This window comes from Rhodoferax sp. TS-BS-61-7, from assembly GCF_002943465.1.
GTDB lineage: Bacteria > Pseudomonadota > Gammaproteobacteria > Burkholderiales > Burkholderiaceae_C > Allorhodoferax.
In genome coordinates this window covers 21731-47253 of the sequence record NZ_PTQY01000008.1, presented here as the reverse complement: position 1 = coordinate 47253, position 25523 = coordinate 21731, and the positions used below count along the sequence as shown (strand labels likewise).

Genomic DNA, 25523 nt, shown 5'->3' with positions numbered 1-25523 from the left:
GGGCGAGACCGCGGACCGGCATAGTCGGGGTCGCGGTTTTTTTGACTCACAGATACGCATACCGATGAAGCTTTGTGCATGAAACTCACCCACACACGGGCCGTGTTTTTGATGGTGGCGGTGACTCTGATGTGGTCCACCGCCGGTGTCATCACACGCCACCTGGAATTCGCCCGCAGCTTTGAAGTTACCTTCTGGCGGGCGTTCTTTACCGTGCTCAGCCTGATGGTGATTCTGCCGTTTGTGCGTGGGCGGGATGTGTTTTACAAAATCCGCCATGCCGGCCTGCCGTTCTGGCTGTCCGGCCTGTGCTGGAGTGTGATGTTCACCGCCTTTATGGTGGCGCTCACGCTCACGAGCGTAGGCAATGTGCTGGTTACCATGTCTCTGGGGCCACTCCTCACCGCGTTGATTGCGCGTGTCTTCATTGGCCACCGGGTGCCGTTGCGCACCTGGGTGGCCATCGTAGTCGCCGGTGTGGGCATCGTCTACATGTACGCGTCTCAGCTCGACTCCGTGACGCTGTTGGGCACGCTGGTTGCCCTGTGTGTGCCGATTGCTGGTGCCACCAACTGGACCGTGACCCAGCATTCGCATGACCAGGGCCATGACGTGGACCTGATGCCTGCGGTCTGGGTTGGTGCTGTCATCTCTACCGTGGTGACGCTGCCACTGGCCTTCCCATTACAGGCCAGCGGGCACGACATCGCCTTGCTGGGCTTTCTGGGCGTGTTTCAGTTGGCTGTGCCTTGTGTGTTTGCCGTACGCTGTGCCCAGATTCTCAAAGCACCGGAAATTTCCCTTTTGCAACTGCTGGAAGTGATTTTTGGCATTCTGCTGGCCTGGCTGGGGGCGAATGAAGTGCCCAGCAGTTCGGTGCTGTGGGGTGGGGCGCTGGTGATTGGTGCCCTGGTGGTGAATGAAGTGATTGGATGGAGAGAACGCGCATGACAGTCTTGACGCTTAACGACGATGTGATCACCGAAATCCGCGGTCAAGTTGGCCTGATCACCCTGAACCGCGCCAAGGCGCTCAACGCGCTGAGCCTGGGCATGGTGCGCAGCCTGACGGCCACGCTGCTGGCCTGGAAGGACGATGCGGGGGTAAAGGCGGTCGCCATCCGCGGCAGCACCAAGACGGGTGTGTTTGGCGGCTTTTGCGCGGGTGGTGACATCCGCTTCTTCCACCAGGCGGCCCTGGCCGGCAACCCGGCGCTGGAAGACTTCTTCACCGAGGAGTACGCGCTCAACCACCTGATCCACCATTACCCCAAGCCCTACATCGCTTTCATGGATGGCATCGTCATGGGCGGCGGCATGGGAATCAGCCAGGGTGCATCGCACCGGCTAGTGACGGAGCACACCAAGATGGCCATGCCCGAGACCAATATCGGCCTGTTTCCCGACGTGGGCGGAGGCTACTTTTTGAGCCGCTGCCCGGGCCATGCAGGCGAATGGCTGGCGTTGACGGGTGATGTGATTGACGGCAGCACGGCCGTGGCTCTGGGTCTGGCCGACCAGTGGGTCGAGTCGGCCCGTTTGCCCGACGCCTGGGAAGCCCTGACCACCCTGGACTGGATGACTTCAGCCCCGCTGGATACCTGGATTGCTATGTTTTCAGGAGCTGCTTGCGCAGACTCTACGAGGGTTAGAGGCCAAATTGACCGTTATTTTGCGCTTGAGACCGTATCCGCCATCGTGCAGGCGTTGGAAGCCGACACCAGCGACTGGGCGCAGCACACGGCCGCCACTTTGCGCAAGCGCTCGCCGCTGATGCTGCATGTGGTGCTGGAGCAGGTGCGCCGCGCCCGCAGCATGAGCTTGGCAGACGATTTACGCATGGAACGCGACATGGTGCGCCATTGTTTTTTCACCGCACACCTGGGTCGATCCGGTGCGGCCAGTGAAACCGTGGAGGGTATTCGCGCCCTGGCGGTGGACAAAGACCACGCGCCGCAGTGGAGCCCGGCCCGCATTGAAGAGGTGAGTGACGCCATGGTGGCGCCATTCCTCACAAGCCCCTGGCCGGCAAGCGCACATCCGTTGCGGGATCTGCGCTGACCCTCGCCCCACGCGGGGCGGCGGCCGCACGTCTTAGCGGTTGCGATCCTTCATGGCGCGTTCCACTTCGCGTTTGCCCTCGCGGTCCTTGATGGTGTCGCGTTTGTCATGCTCGGCTTTGCCCTTGGCCAGTGCGATGTCGCACTTCACCTTGCCACTTTTCCAGTGCAGGTTGATCGGCACCAAGGTGTAGCCTTTTTGCTCCACTTTGCCAATCAGGCGCTTGATCTCTTCCTTGTGCATCAGCAGCTTCTTGGTGCGCACCTTGTCCGGGCTTACATGGCTGCTGGCCGTGTGCAGCGGATTGATCTGCAGGCCAATGATGAACAGCTCGCCATTGCGGATCACCACATAACCATCGGTGAGTTGCACCTTGCCTTCGCGCAGGGATTTGACTTCCCAGCCTTCCAGCACCAGGCCCGCCTCGAAGCGCTCCTCAAAGAAGTAGTTGAACGCGGCCTTTTTGTTGTCGGCGATGCGGGTTGCGGTTTCGGGTTTTTTGGCCATTGCACTCAGTTGGGGATGACAGACGGGAAAGAAAGAGACGCTGATGGGCTTGTCTACAATCCCGCGCAGACCCCCATTCTATGAAAACTGTTCAAAAGTCCGTTCTGATCTGGTACAGCCCGCAAGAGATGTATGCCCTGGTGACCGATGTTGCCCACTATCCCCAGTTCCTGCCGTGGTGCGACCATGCGCAGGTTGTGGACCAGGATGCCCACGGAATGACAGCGGAGGTTGGTATTTCGTTCAGTGGTATCCGCCAGACCTTTACCACCCGTAACACCCACACCGAGCCCAGCCAGGTGGGCATGCAACTGGTCAAAGGGCCGTTTTCCAAACTCGACGGTGTCTGGAATTTTCATCCCTTGGGCGATGGCTCGCAGCGTGCCTGCAAGGTGGAGTTGTTGCTGAACTATGGATTTGAGAACGCAACCTTGGGCAAGCTGGTGGGGCCCGTCTTTGACAAGATTGCGGCCAGCCTAGTGGATGCCTTTGTGAAGCGGGCACATCAGGTGTATGGAGACTGACGACGTTTTTACCGTGACGGTGGTGCTGGCCACGGGCCCCCGGCAGGTGCAATCGCGCCGCTTGCAAGTGGCCCTGGGTTGGACGGCCGCTATGGCCGTTCAGCAAAGTGGCTTGTTGCTGCCCCTGCCGCAGATGGAGGTGGACGCCTTGGCTTTGGGTGTTTGGGGGCACAAAGTGACAGGAAAACACCTGCTGCGGGCCGATGACCGGGTCGAGTTGTACCGGCCACTGACCGTCGACCCCAAGGTGGCGAGGCGTGAGCGATTTGCCAAACAGGGCGCGAAGTCTGCGGGCCTGTTTGCCAAGCGTCGGGTGGGCGCCAAGGCCGGATATTAGAGAGTTGGCAAGCCGTACAGGCTTATCGGCAGTCGATGTCGATAATGCCTTGGATGCGTTTGGCTTCAGTCGCACGCGCTGCGTCATCCATGACTTCTCGCTCGCCGGCCGCGTTGGTACGAGAAACACGAACACCTGAGTCAAACGTAGCCTTGGCCTGTTTGGCGCGGGCACAGTTTTCTATTTTGGCTTTGGTGATGCGCTCTTCTTCCGTTTTGCGCTTCGCTGCCTCGGCATCTGCAGCCAGTTTCTTCTTGGCTTCGAGCTCCTTATCAACACCTGCACCTTTGGCCGCACTGGCTGGTAATACTGGCGCCGAGGCTGCAGAGGAGGCTGCCGCTGCATCGGCAGCAGGTGCCTGGGGCGCAGGCGTGGCGCGTTGTCCCGCAGGGCGCTTCAAAATACTTTTCTCTGGGATATCCGCACCGGGCGCGCGGTCACTAAAGACCTTGCGTCCATCCTTGTCCACCCACTGCCATTGGGCCCAAGCGCCTGTGGCAGAGAGGGCTAAAACGGCTGCGAAGAATGCGTGAAACGGTTTCATGGGGACAAGTGTAGCGCGCGGGCCGGGGCAAGGCCAAATTGGCACGGGTACAATCCGCTTTTTGGAGCTTTGACATGCGCCTTCTCGGCAAAGCGCTCACCTTCGACGATGTGTTGTTGGTGCCAGCGTTCTCCCAAGTCCTTCCCAAGGACACCAGCCTCGCCACCCGTTTTTCCCGCAACATCGCACTGAACCTGCCGCTCGTTTCTGCGGCCATGGACACAGTGACCGAAGCCCGCTTGGCCATTGCCATAGCGCAAGAGGGCGGCATGGGGATTGTTCACAAAAACCTGACCGCTGCGGAGCAAGCCGCACAAGTGTCCAAGGTCAAGCGTTACGAATCCGGCCTGTTGCGCGATCCCGTGGTGATCACGCCCGACACAACGGTGCGCCAGGTGATTGCACTGTCCGAACAGCTCGGTGTATCCGGTTTTCCGGTCTGCGATGGCGGCAAAGTAGTCGGCATCGTGACCGGGCGCGACTTGCGCTTTGAAACCCGCTACGACCAGTCGGTGCGCGAAATCATGACGCCCCGTGAACGCCTGATTACGGTGCCTGATGGCACCACACCGGAAGCTGCCAAGGCACTGCTGAACAAGCACAAGCTGGAGCGCCTGCTGGTGGTGAACGAGGCCTTTGAGCTCAAGGGCTTGATCACCGTCAAGGACATCACCAAACAACTGAACTTTCCCAATGCCGCACGCGATGCGACCGGTCGTTTGCGCGTGGGCGCGGCCGTAGGTGTGGGCGAAGGTACCGAGGCTCGCGTGGAAGCGCTGGTCGCTGCCGGGGTGGACGCCATTGTGGTGGACACGGCCCATGGCCACAGCAAGGGCGTGATTGACCGCGTACGCTGGGTCAAGCAAAACTTCCCCCAGGTGGACGTGGTGGGTGGCAACATTGCCACTGGCGCTGCCGCTTTGGCGTTGGTGGAAGCCGGTGCGGATGCGGTTAAGGTCGGTATTGGCCCCGGTTCCATCTGCACTACGCGCATCGTGGCAGGTGTGGGTGTGCCCCAGATCATGGCCGTGGACAGTGTCGCCACGGCTTTGCGTGGTACCGGTGTACCGCTGATTGCTGATGGTGGCATTCGTTACAGCGGTGACATCGCCAAAGCAATTGCAGCAGGCGCTGGCACTGTGATGATGGGTGGCATGTTTGCTGGCACTGAAGAAGCGCCCGGCGAGGTGATTTTATACCAGGGCCGCAGCTACAAGAGTTACCGCGGCATGGGCAGCATTGGTGCCATGCAGCAGGGCAGTGCAGACCGTTACTTCCAGGAGTCGAGCACTGGCAACCCCAATGCCGACAAACTGGTACCGGAAGGCATTGAAGGTCGCGTGCCGTACAAGGGCTCCATGGTTTCCATCGTGTTCCAGATGGCGGGCGGCATCCGTGCCAGCATGGGCTACTGCGGTTGCGCCACCATCGAAGAAATGCAAAACAAGGCCGAGTTTGTGGAGATCACCACCGCGGGTATCCGTGAAAGCCACGTCCACGATGTGCAGATCACCAAAGAAGCCCCCAACTACCGCGCTGATTGACCGGAACCCAGCCCATGCACCAGAAAATTCTTATTCTTGATTTCGGTTCCCAAGTCACCCAGCTGATTGCCCGACGCGTGCGCGAAGCCCATGTGTTCTGCGAAGTTCACCCTTGCGACGTCACTGAAGATTGGGTGCGCGCTTACGCCGCTGACGGGAACCTTAAGGGCATTATCTTGTCTGGTAGCCACGCCAGCCTCTGGGAAGACGAAACCTTGCGTGCACCGCAGGTGGTGTTTGACTTGGGGATTCCGGTGTTGGGAATTTGTTTTGGCATGTACGCCATTGCTGCTGCGTTGGGCGGCAAGGTCGAAGGCGGACACAAACGCGAGTTTGGCCATGCAGAGCTGCGCGCACGCGGTCACACCGCGCTGTTTGAGGGCATCCAGGACTTCACCAATGCCGATGGCCACGGCATGCTGAATGTGTGGATGAGCCACGGCGACAACGTGACAGAAATGCCCCCCGGCTTCAAGCTGATGGCCAGCACCGAAAGCTGCCCCATCGCCGGCATGGCCGACGAAACGCGTAAGTTCTATGCGGTGCAATTTCACCCCGAGGTGACACACACCACGCAAGGCCAGGCACTGCTGAACCGTTTTGTGCTGGACATCTGTGGCACTCGGCCAGACTGGATCATGGGGGACTACATTGCCGAGGCAGTCGCCCACATCCGTGAACAGGTGGGTGATGAAGAAGTGATCCTGGGCCTGTCGGGCGGCGTTGATTCGTCGGTGGCCGCGGCCCTGATCCACCGCGCGATTGGTGACCAGCTGACCTGTGTCTTCGTCGACCACGGCCTACTACGCCTGAACGAGGGTGACATGGTAATGGACATGTTTGTCGGCAAGCTGCACGCCAAGGTGATCCGTGCCGATGCCAGCGACCTGTTCCTGGGCAAGCTGGCCGGCGTGAGTGACCCCGAAGCCAAACGCAAAATCATCGGCGGCGAGTTCGTCACCGTGTTCAAGCAGGAAGCTGCCAAGCTCAAGGGTGAGGGCGCCAAGGGTGCCAAATGGCTGGCCCAAGGCACGATTTACCCCGATGTGATCGAGTCTGGCGGTGCCAAGAGCAAAAAGGCCGTCACTATCAAGAGCCACCACAACGTGGGTGGCCTGCCCGAGCAATTGGGCTTGAAGCTGCTGGAGCCGCTGCGCGAACTGTTCAAGGACGAAGTGCGCGAACTCGGCGTGGCCTTGGGCCTGCCGTACAACATGGTGTACCGCCACCCGTTCCCCGGCCCTGGCCTGGGCGTGCGGATTTTGGGCGAGGTCAAAAAGGAATATGCTGACCTGCTGCGAAGGGCCGATGCCATCTTCATCGAAGAGCTACACAACTTCAAGGACGCAGCCACGGGCAAAACTTGGTACCAGCTCACCAGCCAAGCCTTCACCGTGTTTCTGCCAGTGAAAAGCGTGGGCGTGATGGGCGATGGCCGCACCTATGATTACGTCGTAGCGTTGCGTGCTGTCCAGACCAGCGACTTCATGACGGCGGATTGGGCGGAGCTTCCCTACAGCCTTCTCAAGACCGTGTCCGGCCGCATCATTAACGAAGTACGCGGAATCAACCGGGTGACTTACGACGTCAGCAGCAAGCCACCTGCCACCATTGAGTGGGAGTAGGGCGACAGTGGCTCTAGGGGAAATCCCGAAAGCCATGATGTTTTCCACCGATTCACCGTAAAAAGTTCATGCAGCGCCCTTGGGGGCGCTGACTTTTTGTGCAAGCTTGGTGCACAATGTTTTCATGAATACCGAGAATCTGATGGGCATCCACACAGACTCCGACACGCTGCATTTTTTGGAAGATGAGGCCGTGAGCGGATCTGCCAAAGAGCCTGTCTGGCGCTTGTTGGTGGTTGACGACGAGCCGGATGTTCACCGCGCCACAACGTTTGCGCTGGCGGGAGTGCGGATTCTGGGGCGTGCTTTGGAGTTTTTGCATGCCTACTCCGCGAGCGAGGCCAGCAAAATTCTGACTACGGAGCGCGACGTGGCTGTGGTTTTGCTTGATGTTGTGATGGAGCGCGAAGACGCGGGTCTTGCGCTGGTCAAGACAATTCGCCAAGACTTGCGCCTCAGCGAGCTACGAATTATTCTGCGCACCGGTCAGCCCGGTTATGCGCCAGAGATCGAAACCATCCACGACTTCGACATTAACGACTACAAAACCAAGTCTGAACTGACCCGTACCAAGCTCTACGCCACGGTTACAGCCGCCTTGCGGGCCTATGAACAGATCCGCAAGTTGGACGAGTTGGCTTTTTATGACCGTCTGTCTTGTTTGCCCAATCGCAACAAGTTCATTGACTTGAGCGAAGAGCGGCTTAAGAACCAGCCCGCGGCGGACGACGTTATTGCGATTCTGGATATCGATGACTTTTCGGAAATCAACGATGCCCTGGGGCACCAGCAGGGGGATCGGTTGCTGCAATCGGTGGCAGACCGCCTCAAGACAGAGCTGGGTAGCGAAGTAATTCTGGCTCGCATCGGTAGCGACACTTTTGGCTTGATGGGTGAACAGTCCGTGGTCAATCCACTGCGGGTGCTGGCCATGTTTCGGGAGCCGTTCCAGGTCCAGGATGACTCTATGGTTGTGACAGCCACCATGGGCTTGACCAGGCTTTTGACGGATGGTGTTTCCGGACGTGATGCGCTCAAGGACGCCAACATCGCTCTGAAACGAGCAAAAAAAAGCCGCCGCGGCAGTTTTGTGATGTTCTCCAGTGAGATGGGCTCGGACATCCGCGAGCGTGTACGGTTGTTGCAGAGCTTGCGCAGTGCGGTGGAGAGTGAGCGACTGTTCATTGTTTACCAGCCACAAATCAACCTGAACAGCGGCAAGGTGGTTGGCATGGAGGCCCTCATTCGCTGGCGTAATGAGGATGGAACCTTTGTGCCGCCTGATCGGTTTATTCCATTGGCTGAGGCCTCAGGAATGATCGTGGCCATTGGCGACTGGGTCTTGCGCATGTCTTGCCATGAACTGGTACGGCTGCAAGCGCTGGGGCTGTCGGATTTGAGAATGTCGGTCAACGTCTCGCAAATCCAGTTTCGGCACCCCGAATTTCTGGACAAACTCAATGCGGCGCTTTTGGACACCGGTATCAGCCCCAACTGCCTGGAGCTAGAAATTACCGAGTCGGTGGCGATGGAAGACGCCGATTTCATGCTGGAGACGTTGAATTTAGTGCGTGAGTTGGGTATTTCCATTGCAATTGATGACTTCGGTACCGGCTACTCGTCGTTGAGCCAGTTGCGCCAGCTCCCCATTGATCGCCTCAAAATTGACCGTGCATTTGTATCTGAATTGCAGAAAGACATGTGCGGTGGGCATATCGCTTCCATGGTGATCGAACTGGGGCGAAATCTGAATCTGACAGTCATCGCTGAAGGCATTGAAGAAGAGTCCCAGGCCGTGGCTTTGCGTGCTTTGGGTTGCCACGAAGGGCAGGGCTATCTGTATGCGCGCCCTATGACACCCCCACTTTTGAAGGAATGGTTGATTGCCCGGGGCAGTGTCAGCTGAGTCTTTTGAACTTGTGCCGCATGCCAACCTTGGCGCAGGCTACGATCTCAGCATGACTCAAGACAGCACGTTTATGCGTATGGCCCTGGCACAGGCGGAGGCCGCCAAGGCCGCTGGAGAGATCCCTGTAGGCGCAGTAGTGGTGAAAAACGGACAAGTAATCGGTGTGGGGCGAAACACACCGATTGCGTCACATGATCCTTCTGCCCATGCCGAAATCGTGGCCATGCGCGCGGCGGCTCAGCAGTTAGGTAACTATCGTCTTGAGGGTTGCGAGCTGTATGTCACCCTTGAGCCCTGCGCCATGTGCGCTGGCGCCATGTTGCATGCCCGTATTCAGCGGGTGATTTATGGTGCCGCCGACTCCAAAACAGGGGCGGCAGGATCGGTGCTCGATTTGTTTGCCATCCAGCAACTCAATCACCACACCCAAGTTTCCGCCGGAGTTTTGTCGGATGAGTGTTCCGGCACTTTGCGTAATTTTTTTCAAGAACGCCGCCAGGAGCGTGAAGCCCATGCACAACCACTGATGGACGATGCACTGCGGACTCCCAAGGCCGCTTTTGCGAGCATCCAGGATTATCCTTTTGCTTCCAAATTCTTTAGCAATACCGAAGACCTGCGCGGATGGCGGATGCATTATCTGGATGAAGGGCCGGCGGAGTCCGCATGCACGGTGCTTTGCTTGCACGATTTGCCGGGATGGAGTTACCACTACCGTCACCTTATCTCCGCGCTCAGTGCCAGAGGGCTCCGTGTTATTGCCCCTGATTTGATTGGTTTTGGCATGAGTGACAAGCCCAAAAAGATCGCAGCACACACCTTGCAACTGCATTTGCGTAGTTTGCAGTCATTGCTCATGCATTTGGCGCCTTCAAAGGTCCTTGTGTTGGCGGAAGGGCAGGGGGTCCATTTGGCCAACGCGTGGATGGGAAGCGAAGCGACGCAGGCTCTGGAGGTGTTTCAAGTACCCTCCTGTCCCGATGCCGTGGCGGATGGCTACCCCTATCCGGATCAAGGGCATCAGGCTGCACTTCGTGCCTCTCCAGGACTTCTTGAACAACTGAAAGCAGTCTCCCCAAGCACGTGTAAAAACCCAGTGTTGGATGTATTTGATGGTCAGTTCGATATTTGGGTTGATCGGATTGAAGCAGTTTTTTGCGACGGATAATTCCACGGTGAAAAAACATATTTACATTTACTCGCCCTCCGGGGCTGTTCGCGACAAAGCCGCTTTCAAACGCGGCGTCAAACGTCTTGGTGTTCTTGGCTACGACGTCGAAGTGGATGTTGATGCATTGAGCAGCCATATGCGTTTTGCTGGAGACGATGAAACCCGTTTGGCCGCCATCCATCGTGCATGTGCCAGCGGCGCTGACATCGCATTGATTTCGCGCGGCGGTTACGGCATCACACGTATGTTGGCCGATATTCAGTACAAATCGGTTGCCAAGGCGATTGAGCGCGGCATGCATTTCGTGGGCATCAGTGACTTCACCGCCTTCCAGCTGGCTGTACTTGCCAAAACGGGCGCGGTTACTTGGGCTGGCCCCGCTTTGTGCGAAGGCTTTGGTGTGGGGGGCGCACCCGATCTTCAGCCTGATGACATCATGGAGGATTGTTTCCATGACATGGCAAGCGGGCAGGGTGAAGGTACTGGTTGGCGCCAAAGCCAGCCTTTGGCCGGCGCTCCGGTGAACATCCACCACGCAACCATCTGGGGTGGCAACCTCAGTGTTTTGGTCTCAATGGTGGGAACACCTTTTTTCCCATCTATCAAAGGGGGCATTCTTTTTCTTGAGGATGTCGGCGAACATCCTTACCAGATCGAGCGGATGTTGACCCAGCTATTGCATGCTGGAGTTTTGGCCGACCAAAAAGCTATTGCTTTGGGGCAGTTCACGGGTTTCAAATTAAGCACACACGATAAGGGCTACAAGTTCAATACCGTGGTTGCCTGGTTACAGTCGCAGCTCAAAATTCCAGTTTTGACGAACTTGCCTTATGGACACGTGCAAACCAAGGTGCTGTTGCCGGTAGGCAAGTCGGCGGAGTTGGCCGCCGAGGGCAAAGACGTGATGCTGGTTTGGGGGCACTGAGTCGCTAGTGCCCCAATGGGCTGGCACGTGAGCTCAATCCACTGGGCAACAAGCCCTTGAACATTGCACTCACATCGACTAATTGCTGCCGTGCAGTGGCTTCGCCGTCCATGGCCGCGATAGCGGCCATTACGTCGCCCCGCAAGTACCAAAGATCTTGCACGTCATCGGCGTAGGTCACTCGCAATTGCACGATAGGGTAAGCGTGCGCACCGCGATCCCCCAAGACTTCCAGCATTGCGTGCCGAATGTCGTTGAGTGTCGGGGCATCGCGCTTGGGCTTGCCCGTGTTGGCGCCTTTCAGCAGGCTGTTCATGAAATTAGAGGGTGTCCAACGCATATGTATTTATTCTCAAATGACTCGCAGTGCACCATAAGCAAACCCAATGCCATGGGCAATAGGGGCTGACACCGGCTGTGCGAGATATACAACACTGCGCATGAAAGGGAACTCCCTATCGGCATTGCGAATTTGAGATTACTGGGACTTTTTGCTCTCTGCATGGCACTGGCTTGAGCATCACCACGGCCTAGCGTAGATGAAGATTGGTCGCCATAACCTCGAATGAACGGCGTGATGACGAGCCTTTTCTTTTTGCCAGACACGGATTGCGCCATACGTTCTCTTTCGTCGCTGTATGCCCTAAACTCAAGCTCTGCATAAGAACAGGATCAATTGGGAATGGGTGTTCAAGCGACCGTAGTTTTCACCGATTTGCACGGCAGCACCGCGGTGTTTGAGGCGTTGGGGAATGCGCGCGCCACCGAATCAGTGACCCAAATCACGACCTGGATCGCTCAGCAATGCGAACGTCATGGGGGGCGACTGGTCAAGACGCTGGGCGATGGTGTCATGGTTGTCTTCTCTGAGCCAGATCAGGCTGTGGCTGCGGTGGTTGATATTCAAAGACTGCACCACAAAAAGACGATGCGCTTACCCTCCGACCTGCGTTTGCCCATACGTATTGGCTTGGCTGCGGGCGAGGTTGAAATGGTCGCAGACGATTGTTATGGGGATGCTGTCAACGTGGCATCCCGTTTGTGCGATCTGTGCGGTCCGCACCAGATTTGGGCCAGTGCCAACGCATTGGACCGTGTGTTGGAAGTTCGCGGTAGCAGCTTTCGCATGCTTGGGCCTATCCATATTCGGGGGCGCGCTGAGCCCTGCAATGTGTTTCAGATCGAGTGGCGCGAAGAAGAGCCGTCAGATTTTTTGACCATGCAGGCGCAGCTCAATCCTGACGACTTGTTGTCGGGTGCTGGCGATGCCTTGGGTCGCGAAGTGGTGTTGCAGTGGATGGATACTGTGAAAAGCTTCAAATCGTTTGAGCTACCAATCCATATTGGCCGCGTAAAAAATGTGGAGTTTGTCGTCAATGATCCTCGCGTTTCGCGTACCCACGCACGTCTGGAGTGGCGCAACGGTTGCGTGATGCTGGTGGACGTGAGCAGCTATGGCAGCTGGGTCCGGTTTTCAGAAGCTGGGGGCGCCGACGTTCTGTTGCGGCGTGAGGAGTGTGTACTGCATGGAAAAGGTGAGTTGGCTTTGGGGGCGTCCTTTGCCGACCTCAGTGTTCCCACAGTGGCATTCACAATCATCTAGCGAAGTAAAAGTGACAACACCTCAAGCAGGTGATTTCACTCTGTAGCTCCCCTAAGCGTTGACAGTTTTTCTTCCAGCATTTGGGAGGTAAAACTGACAATTTGCAGATCTGGCAGGTAAAAGTGTCAGTACTCGGAAATTCACTCCCCCGGCTTGCACAAGCTTTTCAAGCAGATTGCCTCAACTTTCTAGGCTTGACGCGGGTTTGCAGCCGGTTCGTTGACACTTTTACCTCCTAGTTTTGCAGGTAATTTTGACAAATAAAAAGCTATGTCTATACATGCATGATCAAAAGACGTGCTGGTATGACACTCAACTACACCGTTGCAGCCGACGACAAGCAGCCGTATGGGTCGTATCGCTTGGACGTTTACAGTTTCAAGGCCAATCGCCGAATGGTTCTATTCGGCAAGTCTGCACTGTGTCAGTTCATCGATTTGGAAATTGACCATCGGGTCCAAGAAATCTGTGAACGCCCCATATTGGTGCCAGGTATCAAGCCTAAGAAAGTAGTCGATTTCTGGGCACTGCAAGACGGCGTGTCCAGTTTTTATGTCTTCTTGAGCCCCGAAAAGACGAATACCCCGAAGTCTTGGGACGTCGGATATTCAAAATTCCGTGAATGGGTGGTAATGCAGAAGGCCGCGATTGTTGAAGTCGATCCGACTTCATTCGAGAGCAAAAGAATGCGGTATGACAACTGGTCAGTGGTTCTTCAGCATTTGGCCGGACATAGGAGCTTCCTGAGTGACGGGCTTTTGGAACGTTGCGAAGATGCAATCAAGCAACCTACGCGGCTCGATCACATCGAAAACGCAATAGTGGATACGGACCCTATGTTGGTTCGTGCGGCTGTTTTCAAGCTTTTGATTTCAGGTCGTCTTGTCTGCGACTCTATGGAGTCGAAACCTATGCATCCGCAGGTCCTGGTGGCGAGGCCATGAATACCAAACATCAGTTCCTTTTCGGGGCAACTTCGTTCACCAGGGGATCCTTGCCGGATTTTCTGCGAGATTTTCAGAACCTGCCTGGGGTGGATGAGTCTGCCTTCAGCAGCAACACCGATGCCTTGAACAGCTATCGGCAGAATCTGGAAGCCTTTCAACTCTTTGTGAGTGAGCCTCATGTTTCATTGCGGGCAATAGAAAAGCGTACGAATCTCCATACCAAGCAGATTTACCGTTTGATTGAACGTGTCATGATCAAGGCGCCCGATGGGCGTATTCAGGGCCTTCGAGCACTCATCCCCTACAAACACATCAAGGAATATGAACGTGTCGCAGCTGTCCCGGCCAGCTCTTTATTAGTCGGCTCAGCCGCCGCCGGAGCCTTTACGCAGTTGCTCAAGCGATTTGACGACGTCGAAAAGTGGCTCAGAAAAGCCGTCAAGGAGCGCAACAGGCCGCTACGCGAGGGAGAGTTTCGAGAGGTAAATAAGTCGATTCGGTCCATGCATTCTCAGTTCCTGAGGCGCTGCAAGGCCGAAGGACTTCAATCCGGTGAATATCCTTTAAACCAAGACATGCTGGGCTACAGGGCTTTCCAAGCGGCGGTGCTCAGGATCACTCGAGAGCAGTCTGGCGGACACCGACTTGCCGATGACCACCTGCAGGAGAGTGGGGGTACGGGAGAGGCTACTAGGCAATGGCCGGTGGCGGACACCGCTTTTCGTATTGTTCAGTTTGATGGCCACAAAATTGACGTACGCATCACCTTGGTTGTCCCTGATCCGTTTGGCATGGAGACCATCATCGAAATCCGCCGCGTCTGGATTTTGGTCGTCAAGGATGTGGCGAGCCGTGCGACCCTGGGCTACCACCTGGCAGTCGGGCCGGAATACAACAAGGACGATGTCGCGGAGGCATTGCAAGCAGCCATCGCACCCCATAAAAAAGTCAAACTGACAATACCTGGTTTGGCTATCAAAGAAGGTGGCGGTTTCCCGAATGAGGTGATGCCGGAGCTGGCCTATCACCGCTGGAACTGGTTTCAGTTTGATAGCGCAAAAAGCCATCTGGCCCACGACACCTTGCATCGTCTGACACAGGTCGTGGATTGCTGGGCGATTTCAGGCCGTCTCGGTGAGCCCAATGACCGGGCCATCATCGAAAGATTCTTTGGCTTGCTCGAGGAATGTGGTTTGCACCAAGTGCCGGGATCTGTGGGGTCTGGTCCATCAGACAAAGTCCGAACGCTTGCTGACGTCGGGCAGAATTTGTCCATGCTCATGAAGTTGGATGAGCTCGAGCAAGTCGCAGAGGTCTTGATCGCGGATCTGAACGGCGAATCACACAGCGGTCTGGGTGGTCGTACCCCGCTGGAAGCCATGCGTTACATGACTTCCAAACCAGAGTACCTGATGCAAAAACTACCTCTGAGTCGGCAGCACCAGCTGTTTTTGCTCAAGGAGGCAGTCATTGTCACAGTGCGTGGAAAGAAACTTCCTCATATCAACTTTGAAGGTGTTCGCTACACCAGTGACATTCTGGCCTGTCGTCCTGAACTGGTGGGACGCATTCTTCGCATCTACTTCATGGCGCGGGATGTTCGCTCAGTCCATGCTTTTTTTGAGGATGGTGCGGAACTCGGCATTTTGCAGGCAAGTAGGCAATGGCGAACCATTCCGCATTCGATTCGGTTGCGTAAAGAAATCCTGCGGCTTCACCGTCTGAAGAAGCTGAAGTATTCCGAGTCTGATAGCCCGATCGAGGCCTATGTGAAATACAAGCTGGAGGAAGCGAAGCAAAGTAAGCGAGCCGGCAATTCGGTTGCTTCCGTGTATTCAGGTGTCAAGGCCGCCGAGCACGACGCGCGTACCCACGCCAATATTCTGGGGAAGAGTCCTCTAGCAGAGGGTGATTTGCCCGCCGCCGATCCACCGGAAACTGCTTCGCCTGAACCACGAAGACGTCCGCCAAAGCAAGTGGCTCCAATTCCACTGAAGCTGAGGAAAACGATCTTGTTTTAGGAGATGTATGACTCCCGAAATAGTACGTCCAATACCGTGGGACACGCACCCGGTGACGATGCAAAAGTACATCGTTGGAACACATTCCATCGATCAACTTTATATGCGGATTAAAAAGTGCATCAAGTTGCGAGTCCCCGGCTCCATTGTGTATGCACGAACCAGATACGGGAAGACCTACGCTTGCCGGTATGTCGCCAGTGCATTGAAGTCAGATTTTCCCAACATCGTGACGTTTACGTTTTCATGTCACAAAAGAAAGGTCCCATCTGAATCAGCTTTTTTCACGAATCTATTGTTCGCCATTGGGCATGCGGAGAGCGAAAAAGGAACTGCTCCCCGAAAGCGGATTCGACTGATCAACACATTGATATTGCAACTGGCAAAGTCCCGGCAAAACATTTTGGTGGTGTTTGCTGACGAGGCGCAGAAACTGGAGTTGGATGAATATGAGTGGTTGCGGGAAGTTCACGATGAACTCGAGCGACGCGGCTACCGGATGATCACCTTTCTGGTCGGACAGCCGCAGCTCAAAAACCAAAAAACCTCTCTGAAGGAAGCGCGTCAGACGCAAATCGTTGGGCGATTCATGATCGATGACATCGAGTTTCGTGGCGTGTGCAGTGCGGAGGAGGCTGCAAGCTGTTTGTTGGGCTATGACGATACCTGTTACCCGGCAGATTCGGACTGGTCCTTCACCCGGTTTTTCTTGCCGTTGGCCTGGAGCCGTGGAGTGAGGCTTTCCCCCCAGGCCGGTGTGCTTTGGCAGCAATTTGAGGACGCACATCGGGAAGGGGGGTACCGTACGACCGTGGAAGTTCCTATGACCTACTTTGCCCGTACAGTCGAGATTGCGCTGACGGATTTGTGCCAAGACTCCAAAGACTTTCAGTTCACCCCGGTACTGTGGAAAAAAGCCATTGAAGAGTCCAGGTTTTCCCTAGCGGAGGAAGAGCTGCTGCTGGACATGGATCCCGATAACGCGAGCTGAATCATGGCGTCCAGAGTACATGTCGGCCGCATCGCAATTGATGATCCGAAAAGCCCTGACCTTATTTGGTGCTGGCGTCCCGAATGGTTCTCTGGCGGCGATTCGATCTATGGCCTGCTGGCCAAATTCGGCGGCCTCAATGCGCTGACATCAAGGGACTTGTGCGAACTGTTCGTGGCTCCCAATTCTGAAAAGACGAGGGTAGCTGCAGCGGGGCGCCCCCGCTTTCCCCATGTAGATTTGAGATATGCGACGCATATCTTGGTTGCCAGACTTGCCAATACTCTGCATCTTGACACCAGCCGTATTCAAAAGGGCTTTGTGGAGTTCCTGTTTCCCAACTCTGCCCATTTAGCTTCGCCCCATTTGGTATGGTGCCCTGACTGTGCGAGGTACGGATTTCATTCCGCTACCTTTCAGCTGAATTTCGCCAGTGTCTGTAAGGTGCATCACAAAACGCTCCTGCAACGTTGCTCCGGTTGCGGTTCTCAACTCCCCTATGTTTTGGAATCCAAAGAAAAAATTTCTTTTTTTTGCTGCACGTGCTGCGGCAAGGATTTCTCACCCGGCTTGCGCAAGCCAGGCCAAGCATCCCCCATCGATGAGAAGGCGTCGGCGATGTTTTCTGATCACGCGGATCTGGTGGCATTTAATGACCAGTTGTCGACTTTGATTGATGCGTGCAGGTCTCAATTGCGGCGCCCCCATTTGCCTTTGTTTTTGAGCAAACCGGACTCTTTGCGCCGCGCGATCTACTTCCGACAGTTCGTCGCAGATGTCTTGACTTCGGTACCTGTGTGTCTCGGTGCCATTCCACAGACCTCCCTCGTTGAGCTACCCCCGACATTCATCTTTGTTGAACCGACACCTGAGGCGATTGGAATATCAGGGAAAAAAGTGCATGGGGCTGCAAACAAGGCCCGTCGATCGGTGAAACCAGGCAATGATCCCAAGCTGGAAGCCGCCTGGGGCGTTTACAGGTCTCTGCGTCGACATGTGATGCGTCACCATGTGCATGCGCATCTTGGATGCATTCGACAAGCGATGAAAACCTTGTGGTGGAATCTGGAGGGGGAAAAAACGCAAGCGTTTTGCCCAGTGGCTCTTGCGTTCATTCGCTGGAGACTGCAATGGGAAGGAAAGCGGATTCCAGCCTCCTTGGACGATGGACGGCAGCGTGGCCATCTCTATGGACTGGTTGGCTGGATATCGAAGGACGCGCCGATTTTTTCAGCCAATTGGTCGGCTACCTTTGAGGCGTGGGTCAATGCGCACTTGTTGGCTGTCGCTTGCTTTGACAGCTTTGCCCAATGGGTCCGCATCTCAGAAAACGAATTCAACAAAAACTCCGTTGGCTGGACCCTCAACGAGCATGAGCACTTCATGACGCGCCACTGGGCCTGCGGTGGGCGAGGATTGCGATCAGAGCCTGGCTTGCTTTTCATCGAGCCCCAGGCGGCTGGCTCCATCGCGCAGTACCGCCCTGTGTGCAACAGGGCGCATTTGCGTACTACCTTGTCCAGTCTCGCAATGATTCGTCGCTAACACGGCGTATTCCGGGTGAGGCAGCCGCGCATGCCTGTTCGAATTTAGGGGTTATCTCGGTTTAAGTGCTATTTGTAGCGGTGAGTATCCGCATGAATATTGCCAGACGTTCGCACAGCAAAAGCTCCAGCGATTCGCCTTGCAAAAACACCACTGCGTACTGAAGAATGAATCAACCATTGTTCTGAAAATTGCTTACCAGTCTTCCGGCATTCAGCGGACAAAGCAGCGGTTTCGTCCTGTTACCGCAATTGCGGTAATCCGATGACGTTGTCTCTTTGCTGCCTGGTCATAGCTGTCGGATGCCACAGTCAGTGACACCCGTGCCAAATAGATGCAAAACTGCTGTCAAAGATGGTGGACATATCCGGCAAATGACTGTGGCGACGTGGTGTTCTGGGTGGCCGGTAGCGGCTAGCATATGGCCGCATGAAGGACAAACATCAGCCGACGCAACCAGGCAATCCCCGCCAGCTGACGATAAATCAGCATGTGATGCCCCGGCATTCCATCGCCCGCTTCACTGACGATGGCGAGGTAAGTGTTGTGTCACTGCCATATGGGACGGTTAAAAAGCGGCACCCCGAGCATGGGATCTTCTGTGTCAAGAGGCTGTGGGATCAAAAGGCCGAGACCACGAGCAGCCGCCAAATTGAAGCCACGTACCAACACGTAACTGACGCGGTAGTCAATGGCCTCCGCACATTCACAGACGAACAGCAAGAAGCGATCACCGAAATGTTCTTTCTGTGGAAGGCGCGCTATGAGACCAAGGCAGAAGATCGAGAGGACATCTATGCCAACGGCATAACTGGCTCAGATCTTGACTTGGACCAACAAGAGATACTGGAAAACAACGGCTGCATATTCATGTTGCCTGGTGGACGCATGCCCCGCCGGTTCATGAACGGAATCAGTCTGCGCGTGAGAATGGACCACGATCGAATTCACTCCGGCCCGATCAATTGGGGCATTCTCGAAGCCATGGAGGGCGAGTTCATCGTGCCTGATACGACCAGGGGCGTGACCTTGATGCCAATCAGTCCCAAGCTCAGTTTTATGGGTGGCCAGGAAAGCCAATGCCTAGATTTCGACGCCGTTGCAGAGGCCAATGCGCTTATGCGTTCTCGTGCTGAGGGTTACTACTTTGCAAGAGACCTCGGGGTCAGCCCTATCAAAAAACTCACCCTGCCACTTGCGCGACTTTTGATGAATCCCTGAGCGCTATTAGCTAGCGCTTTAGCGCCTCATAGGTCTCGCGAATCGTTCCTCGTACTTGTATTCCACCTTTGCAATGATTGGCCGATCTGCTGGCTCAGTGCACCGAAAGTGCTAGGCTGCGCATTGGCTGCAACACTTTCCAACCGGACTCATCCACATGTCAGAAAAAAGCATTGAGGTATTCCAGAACTTGCACTTGAATAGCCGCTCAACTCCCAGCGTGATCCGGGGTGGCATCCTGGCTCGGGTGCAGGCACCGTGGTGTCATGATCCTCACCGCGAAGACGACATTAGACATGGGGCTATTGACGACGAGGACGTGATCGTCCTCGTGCGAACAGCATCCGACGACATCGATGAGTCCGCCCTGGTCCTCTGGCAGGAGGCCGACGGCTACCGCGTCTCTAACATTGTGCCGCGCCATGTCGGCGAGCTCGGCATTACTCGGTATAACGCCATCTTGCAGGACTTCGTAGAACGGGTCGCGCGACCTGCCGCCCAAGTCGAGGGATTCGAGATCGAACTGAGTTCGGCCAGCCAGTCTCTGGACGACTGGCTGTCGGTTGAGCCGGCGGCGGCCTTGAGGCGCTTCTCGCACTTAGCCAATAAATCTACCGGAGCGGCACATCCGAAAGATCGAGAGCGCTGGTATGCGTTCCTGATCGCTGCTTATCGGAATACTCCGCGACTGGATTCGGACCAACTGGCAAGATGGCTTGTCGAAGTCGAACATTGGTCATTCGAGAAAGCGCAGGAACTGGCGATCGACTACGAATTTGCACTCGGACTGCTGGAGCAGTACGACCAGTTGCGCCCATGAGTTTGAGCTCCGGCGATATCGCCAGTCTGGCAGCGCTGAACGCCCCCGTGCTTTGTGTTGACACTTGCACGGTGCTTGACGTGATCCGCGACATCACTCGCGAGACCGTGACGCCCAGTGACGCGCTCGCCGGACTCGCCTTGCTCGCGGCGGCCGAAACGGGTGCTGGTCTGATCGTTCTCATGGCAGGGCAGGTCTCCCTGGAGCTTGCCTCCCATGTTGCGGGCGTCGAGGAGGAGGCTCTGAGCGGCCTCAAGAAGTTTCAAGCGCAGATCCAACGCATCCACGACGTGGCTGTGGCCTACGGCGCCTTGGGCCCACTGCAGGTCAGGCACATTTCGGGGCATGTGGACCGTGCCAAGACGGTGCTTGACCGCTGGGAGAACGTCGCGCGGCCAGTACCGCATAACGATGGCGTTGCCAGTCGTGCCTTCAGGCGCGTCAATGCACCGCGCACACCGGCCCGCAAAGGCAAGGAATCGATGAAGGATTGTGTGATCGTTGAGGCCTACATCGAGGCAGCAAGCCAGTTGCGGGCTGCTGGTCTAACGGCCCCGATAGTCTTCGCGTCGTCGAATACGAAGGAGTACCACGCACCGAACACCACACATATTCAGTTCGACATCGCCGCAGATCTCAGCGCTGTGAGCATGGAGTACGCTCCGAATTTTGGTGCAGCAAAACACTTCCTGGGACTGTAGCTGAGTCAGATCACGCAAGAGACCATTGTGATATTTCAACGACGCAAGCAGCCCTTGGCGATGCCGGAGCATGCCATAGCGGCGTTTCTGCGGGATCCAGTGTCCTGCTTGGGGTGATCTCGGTTTAAGTGCTATTTGTAGCGGCTTGGAATGCGGGTAAACCCTAGTTTTGCGGATGACGCCAGGACACCTCAGCCTATGGACCGGGCTTCAACCTATTGGCGAATGCGAGGATCCTCTCAGATAGTTTTTCAAAGTCGCCATCGCTTAGTACATCTAGGATTTTTGTGCATATCCCTTCGCCCCCCCCCAGAGTCGATGGTTATTCCTCTTCAACCCGGCACTGTCCTAGGTACTACAACACCTCTGCCCATCAGCAAATCCTCCGACGCAGCCCGTACCAGATTTTGGGATTGGGGCATAACGGAATCCGCTAGTAGCTACTTAATGTCGGAGTTCAGCCAACAGCACCAGCGCAGCTGGGGGGGGGCTGGGCACAGTATGATGTTGTTCAGATGACTAGTCCAAAGGCAAGACTTGACTATTTCAGCGGCTTTCCGGTGCTGTTGAATCTAGACGCCCCCGAGATGCTCAAGAAGGCGAAACTGGACGGGCGTACCAGCGATGTGTTTTTTGACAGCCGCGGCCGCAAAGTTGAGGTTTCTGGCCTCACGCGTGACTACAACCTCTACGTTCTGGGTTCAAGGACGGCAAGTTACTTCTCACACCAGCCGATTGAGTGGTCGAGGACCACGCTGAGAGCCAAGGGAGTTCTCGTTTTTCGGACCGCACCGAAAGAGACTCCTTTGCCTTTCACGCTGGTGCTGGATGGGACCTCACCGTATAAGATTCCGTCGAACCTCCGACCGCAAGACGTCGTCTCTATCGAGGCAGTCCCACCGATGCCTGAGGCTATGCTCCTAGGGTTAAAGTTTGTTCACTCGGATGGTTCCTGCATCAACTACTTCCTAACCCCAGACCTGCTTCATTTCATTCGCTTCGATACACCAACTGAGCTGACTGACTTTAAGGTGGAATACATCGGCATAGCTTGCGGGGAGAACGGAAGTAGCGACGTTTTCAAGCGTGCCACCGCACACGAGAAGGTGGTGGAGATTTCAGGGGTTTTTCAGCGCACATATGGAAATCGCGACCTGTTCATCTTCGCATACAACCCAGCTTTTTCCCTTCTCCACGAAGTGCCAGGTGGCGTCATTCTGACGACAGAGGAAGTCCTCAAGATGGTCGTGTCTGGAGGAGAGAACAGTCTGTTTGAGGCTATGGAGGCCTCGCTGATTTCCGTTTTCCAGCCTCACTACAACAAAGAATTTAAGAAATTCCCTGAGAATCGACCTAACTGGTTGCAGGGCGGATTCAATGACCTCGACGGCGTTGTTCTTGGTGTCGAAAAAATTTGCGTCACACTGGCAACGGACAGCTCCTTCAACGTTGAAGGTACTTGGTCCTTTGGCCGCTTCCGCTCTGACCAGCTCCGACCTCGCCTTCTGCATTACCTTGAAATTCCAGTTGGCAAGCCAACAGGTGCTCGTACAGGTTAAGGGTGTATCTTAGTTTGGCGCTATTTGCCCCATTCGGAGGGAATGGGGCGTATCTTGTAAATTACTGATCGTCGTTCCGGGTATCACTGACCAACGTGCTTGATGTGATCAGCGGGCGGGGAACACATGATCCCAATCTCTCAACGACTTTGGCTACTTCTGCTCTGTAGAGGATCGTCTTGCTTTAAATATGTGCGCGCATTAAAATAAATGCGCACAAGTAATTAAATGCGCGCATAAATCATGACAAGCCTGCTCTTGCACCGTCCTGCCCGTCGTGGCACTGAAAGCCATAACGTAATGACGGACACCCTGGGCCGCCACCTCCAGCTGCAGTCCTACGACCTCAAAAACACCCGTGACCTTCGCACACTGCTGCTGGAAGCCGCATACGAGCTCCAGGCCCAGCCAGATCTGGCCGATGCCCACCTCTACCTGATCGGCTGCACGCTGGTCAAGAAACGGGTGGATATGGAAGTTGAGCAGTTCAAAAGCATTACACACCCGCACATCGCCGGCCGCATTCTGGTTCATGACGTCCGATCTGCGCGGCAATCAGAGCAGTTGGTCATGGATATGCCTCGGCTGATCAGCGACTCCACCAGAAAGCCCTCGACAGCCAGTCAGGAAGCCGTGGTGGTCTACCTACTGCAGCGCCATCTACAGTCCCTGCCAGGGGTGAGCATCAGCACCATTGCGGCCGAGACCAAGGCCAGCCTGCCCACCATCTACAAGGTGCTCAATACCTATGAGCACTGCATCGACAAGGATCCGGAGGACAAGACCCTGCGCCTGCGCTACTTTGCCCAGAACGACTGGCTCTACTGGATCCAGCGCACCAACCAACTCTCCAGTGTGTATTACATCGACCGCTCGGGATCCCCGCGCAGTGGGAAGCGGCTGGCCAAGGAACTGGCCCGCCTGCAGCGGGAGGATCTGGCCATAGGTGGGCTCATGGGGACACTGCATCATCTGCCGGCATTGGACGTTACCAGCTCCCCGCAGCTGGACATCCTGGTGCACGGCACCCGGAGGGCAGACCTGTCCTTCATCACCGAGATGGACCCCGGCCTGGAGCGCTTTGAAGGGCGCACCGAGATGGCGCATGTTGTGGTCCACTTCATCGACCGGCCGGCGCCGCTCTTTGAATACCGGGATGGCCAGAACTGGGGCTCACTGCCCGACTGCATCGCCAACCTGCAAAAGGCCGGGCTGACCCACCAGGTGAATGACGCGCTGCAGCTGATCAAACAAGGACTCAAACCATGAGCGACTCCCTCAACGCCCACGTTGTTCTACGCAAACTGGCCCAGGCGCTACCGGAAAAGCACCACAAGAGCATCATCATCGTCGGGAGCCTTTCTGCCGCCGCCCAGCTCATCAAAGATGCGGACACCGAGCTGCGGACCAAGGACATCGATGGAATGCTCGCGCCTAACGCAACCGCTGTGATCGCTGCCAGGGAAATCGCCACCACCCTGATCGAGGAGGGCTGGGAGCCACGAGCAGATACCGACAGGTTCACGCTCCCTGCCAACGGCACCACACCCCAGGAAAAACTGCCAGTGGTTCGACTGAAACCTCCAGGGGACGGGAAGGACGAATGGTTCCTCGAACTACTCGGAGCCCCACCAACGCTGGCCCCGGATGCAGAAGGCAATACCCGCTACAGCGAACGGGTGGAAACATCCACTAGCCACTTTGAAATCCCCAGCTTCGCGTACCTTGGCGTAACGCAGTATCAACCTGTACCCCACGAAAGCGGCCTCCAGCTGGCCAGCGTTGCCACCATGGCCTTGTCGAACCTGTTGCACCATCCGCGAATTGAGGACCAAAGGATGTCGGCCTCCATTGAGGGGCGCCTGGTCAAACGCGCCAACAAAGACCTCGGCCGCGTTGTCGCCATGGCCTTTATCAGTGACCAACTCGACGAAGATGCTGTGGAGACCTGGCCAGACGTCTGGCACAAGGCATTGCAAGAGCTTGGCGCACCCGAAGGCACTCGGTCAAAACTCGACGGCATCAACAGCGGAATGCAGGCACTGCTTGAAAGCCCTGAGGACCAGGATGAAGCGCTGCACAGCATCAACTATGGGCTACTCTCCAGCCGGCCCATGGATATACGGCAGTTCCAGATCGCCATCCGAAGGTACCTGCAACTCACCACAGCTCGATGAATGATTCTTCACAAGTCAGCGAAAAGCAAATTACACCGTGATGAGGTGGATTTGGAAGTTTGAACTGCTTTGAAAACCACGCTCGGCTAAATCTGCGTCAGTCAGGTATTTCAATGGAGTTTGCTACTGATTCGGAGTGTTGAATGAGGTACTTCAATAGCCTTCTTTTTAGGGACATGGCGGTGCCACTTGCATCAACTAAGTCCCTACCCAGGCTTTGAGCGCGTGCCCCATTCATTCGTGCTGCAAAGGTATGCAAATGGCGTGTCCAGACAGTGCATCACTAACTTGATTCCCTCAAACCGATACACCATGGATGCGGGCAGCAAGTTTCTCGGCAGTGCCGGCATCCAGACCCACCTCTCCGTTCACCAGAAAGACATGGGGGTTAAATGGTCGGAAATTCCAGGATCTGTCGTCCACGGCCAACCATTCCTGCGCAGCCCGTCCATGCTGCTGCAGCCAGTGTCTGCATTCGGCCTCACGCGCATAGCCAACCAGTGTGTCTGGCACCTCCTCCAACTGTGCATACAGCGGGGTAGCGCCAATAATCCGAGCCGCTACATCGGCGGTAAACAACGCCCGAAGTTCATCAAGGGGCCGGCTGTTGCGCCATGTGCTGGAAATAACCAGCTCGACATGCGAGGCTGCACGTACCACGGCCTCAAAGGTATCTCGGTGCACAAAGTGCTTGGATTCGTGGCAAAACTCGGGGTGCATCACCCCATCGAAATCCAGGAACAGAATCTGTACGGCTGAAACGGCCCCGCTGTTTGGGCTGAAAGAGAGCAT

The 25523-nt window shown here is 56.0% G+C and carries 24 protein-coding genes; 20 read left to right on the top strand and 4 right to left on the bottom strand.

Features of this window, described 5'->3' with window-relative positions; all coding sequences use genetic code 11:
* The first annotated feature begins 78 nt into the window (after positions 1 to 78).
* Together C5F53_RS18120 and C5F53_RS18115 are read left to right on the top strand one after the other, a co-directional pair.
* A complete protein-coding gene (locus C5F53_RS18120; RefSeq protein WP_105262809.1) occupies positions 79 to 951 on the top strand; it encodes a DMT family transporter in 873 nt (290 codons plus the stop codon).
* Entirely contained in the window at positions 948 to 2060 is a 1113-nt protein-coding gene (locus C5F53_RS18115) for an enoyl-CoA hydratase/isomerase family protein (RefSeq protein ID WP_105262808.1), read from the top strand. Before C5F53_RS18120 ends, C5F53_RS18115 begins: the two co-directional genes overlap by 4 nt.
* Positions 2061 to 2093: 33 nt before the next feature.
* Here C5F53_RS18115 and smpB read toward each other — a convergent pair whose 3' ends face one another.
* A complete protein-coding gene (gene smpB / locus C5F53_RS18110; protein ID WP_105262807.1) occupies positions 2094 to 2567 on the bottom strand; it encodes an SsrA-binding protein SmpB in 474 nt (157 codons plus the stop codon).
* An 80-nt stretch (positions 2568 to 2647) separates the two neighbouring features.
* Between smpB and C5F53_RS18105 the strand changes: the two genes are divergently transcribed.
* On the top strand, positions 2648 to 3091 hold the full coding sequence (locus C5F53_RS18105; protein WP_105262806.1) for a type II toxin-antitoxin system RatA family toxin: 444 nt from the start codon (positions 2648 to 2650) through the stop codon (positions 3089 to 3091).
* Positions 3081 to 3428 carry an RnfH family protein gene (locus C5F53_RS18100; protein WP_105262805.1) on the top strand — a complete coding sequence of 116 codons (348 nt, stop codon included), beginning with the start codon at positions 3081 to 3083 and terminating at the stop codon, positions 3426 to 3428. The genes C5F53_RS18105 and C5F53_RS18100 overlap by 11 nt, the downstream gene beginning before the upstream one ends.
* 22 nt (positions 3429 to 3450) lie before the next feature.
* Here C5F53_RS18100 and C5F53_RS18095 read toward each other — a convergent pair whose 3' ends face one another.
* Positions 3451 to 3972 carry a DUF4124 domain-containing protein gene (locus C5F53_RS18095; protein ID WP_105262804.1) on the bottom strand — a complete coding sequence of 174 codons (522 nt, stop codon included), beginning with the start codon at positions 3970 to 3972 and terminating at the stop codon, positions 3451 to 3453.
* Positions 3973 to 4046: 74 nt separating this feature from the next.
* Between C5F53_RS18095 and guaB the strand changes: the two genes are divergently transcribed.
* From guaB to C5F53_RS18070, 5 genes are all read left to right on the top strand, one after another.
* Complete coding sequence (guaB, locus tag C5F53_RS18090) at positions 4047 to 5516, top strand: IMP dehydrogenase (RefSeq protein WP_105262803.1); 1470 nt, start codon at positions 4047 to 4049, stop codon at positions 5514 to 5516.
* Positions 5517 to 5530: 14 nt separating this feature from the next.
* Positions 5531 to 7141, top strand: a complete 1611-nt coding sequence (guaA, locus tag C5F53_RS18085; protein WP_105262802.1) for a glutamine-hydrolyzing GMP synthase — start codon at positions 5531 to 5533, stop codon at positions 7139 to 7141.
* Between the two features lie 124 nt (positions 7142 to 7265).
* Positions 7266 to 9047, top strand: a complete 1782-nt coding sequence (locus C5F53_RS18080) for a bifunctional diguanylate cyclase/phosphodiesterase (RefSeq protein WP_236635437.1) — start codon at positions 7266 to 7268, stop codon at positions 9045 to 9047.
* A 52-nt stretch (positions 9048 to 9099) separates the two neighbouring features.
* The gene (gene tadA, locus C5F53_RS18075) at positions 9100 to 10218 is read left to right on the top strand and encodes a tRNA adenosine(34) deaminase TadA (protein WP_105262894.1); all 1119 of its coding nucleotides are present in this window, start codon (positions 9100 to 9102) and stop codon (positions 10216 to 10218) included.
* Positions 10219 to 10225: 7 nt separating this feature from the next.
* A complete protein-coding gene (locus C5F53_RS18070; protein ID WP_236635441.1) occupies positions 10226 to 11146 on the top strand; it encodes an LD-carboxypeptidase in 921 nt (306 codons plus the stop codon).
* A 4-nt stretch (positions 11147 to 11150) separates the two neighbouring features.
* Here the strand turns inward: C5F53_RS18070 and C5F53_RS18065 are convergent, their stop codons facing one another.
* Entirely contained in the window at positions 11151 to 11462 is a 312-nt protein-coding gene (locus tag C5F53_RS18065; RefSeq protein ID WP_236635436.1) for a hypothetical protein, read from the bottom strand.
* 366 nt (positions 11463 to 11828) lie between these two features.
* Between C5F53_RS18065 and C5F53_RS18060 the strand changes: the two genes are divergently transcribed.
* From C5F53_RS18060 to C5F53_RS18010, 11 genes are all read left to right on the top strand, one after another.
* Positions 11829 to 12749 (top strand): adenylate/guanylate cyclase domain-containing protein, encoded by a 921-nt coding sequence (locus C5F53_RS18060; protein WP_105262800.1) that lies wholly within the window; start codon positions 11829 to 11831, stop codon positions 12747 to 12749.
* Between the two features lie 305 nt (positions 12750 to 13054).
* Positions 13055 to 13693 (top strand): hypothetical protein, encoded by a 639-nt coding sequence (locus C5F53_RS18055; RefSeq protein ID WP_146097394.1) that lies wholly within the window; start codon positions 13055 to 13057, stop codon positions 13691 to 13693.
* On the top strand, positions 13690 to 15717 hold the full coding sequence (locus tag C5F53_RS18050) for a hypothetical protein (protein ID WP_105262798.1): 2028 nt from the start codon (positions 13690 to 13692) through the stop codon (positions 15715 to 15717). Before C5F53_RS18055 ends, C5F53_RS18050 begins: the two co-directional genes overlap by 4 nt.
* Positions 15718 to 15775: 58 nt before the next feature.
* Positions 15776 to 16708, top strand: a complete 933-nt coding sequence (locus C5F53_RS18045; protein ID WP_236635435.1) for an ATP-binding protein — start codon at positions 15776 to 15778, stop codon at positions 16706 to 16708.
* Positions 16709 to 16711: 3 nt separating this feature from the next.
* Positions 16712 to 18253, top strand: coding sequence for a hypothetical protein (locus tag C5F53_RS20185; protein WP_146097393.1), 1542 nt, complete (start codon positions 16712 to 16714; stop codon positions 18251 to 18253).
* A gap of 429 nt (positions 18254 to 18682) precedes the next feature.
* Positions 18683 to 19474 (top strand): hypothetical protein, encoded by a 792-nt coding sequence (locus tag C5F53_RS18035; protein ID WP_105262795.1) that lies wholly within the window; start codon positions 18683 to 18685, stop codon positions 19472 to 19474.
* A gap of 157 nt (positions 19475 to 19631) precedes the next feature.
* The gene (locus tag C5F53_RS18030) at positions 19632 to 20294 is read left to right on the top strand and encodes a hypothetical protein (protein WP_105262794.1); all 663 of its coding nucleotides are present in this window, start codon (positions 19632 to 19634) and stop codon (positions 20292 to 20294) included.
* Entirely contained in the window at positions 20291 to 20995 is a 705-nt protein-coding gene (locus tag C5F53_RS18025; protein ID WP_105262793.1) for a hypothetical protein, read from the top strand. The genes C5F53_RS18030 and C5F53_RS18025 overlap by 4 nt, the downstream gene beginning before the upstream one ends.
* A gap of 515 nt (positions 20996 to 21510) precedes the next feature.
* Positions 21511 to 22554 (top strand): hypothetical protein, encoded by a 1044-nt coding sequence (locus C5F53_RS18020; protein ID WP_146097392.1) that lies wholly within the window; start codon positions 21511 to 21513, stop codon positions 22552 to 22554.
* Between the two features lie 300 nt (positions 22555 to 22854).
* Entirely contained in the window at positions 22855 to 23823 is a 969-nt protein-coding gene (locus C5F53_RS18015; RefSeq protein ID WP_105262791.1) for a hypothetical protein, read from the top strand.
* On the top strand, positions 23820 to 24731 hold the full coding sequence (locus C5F53_RS18010; RefSeq protein ID WP_105262790.1) for a hypothetical protein: 912 nt from the start codon (positions 23820 to 23822) through the stop codon (positions 24729 to 24731). The genes C5F53_RS18015 and C5F53_RS18010 overlap by 4 nt, the downstream gene beginning before the upstream one ends.
* A 297-nt stretch (positions 24732 to 25028) precedes the next feature.
* Here C5F53_RS18010 and C5F53_RS18005 read toward each other — a convergent pair whose 3' ends face one another.
* Positions 25029 to 25523, bottom strand: a complete 495-nt coding sequence (locus C5F53_RS18005) for an HAD domain-containing protein (RefSeq protein WP_105262789.1) — start codon at positions 25521 to 25523, stop codon at positions 25029 to 25031.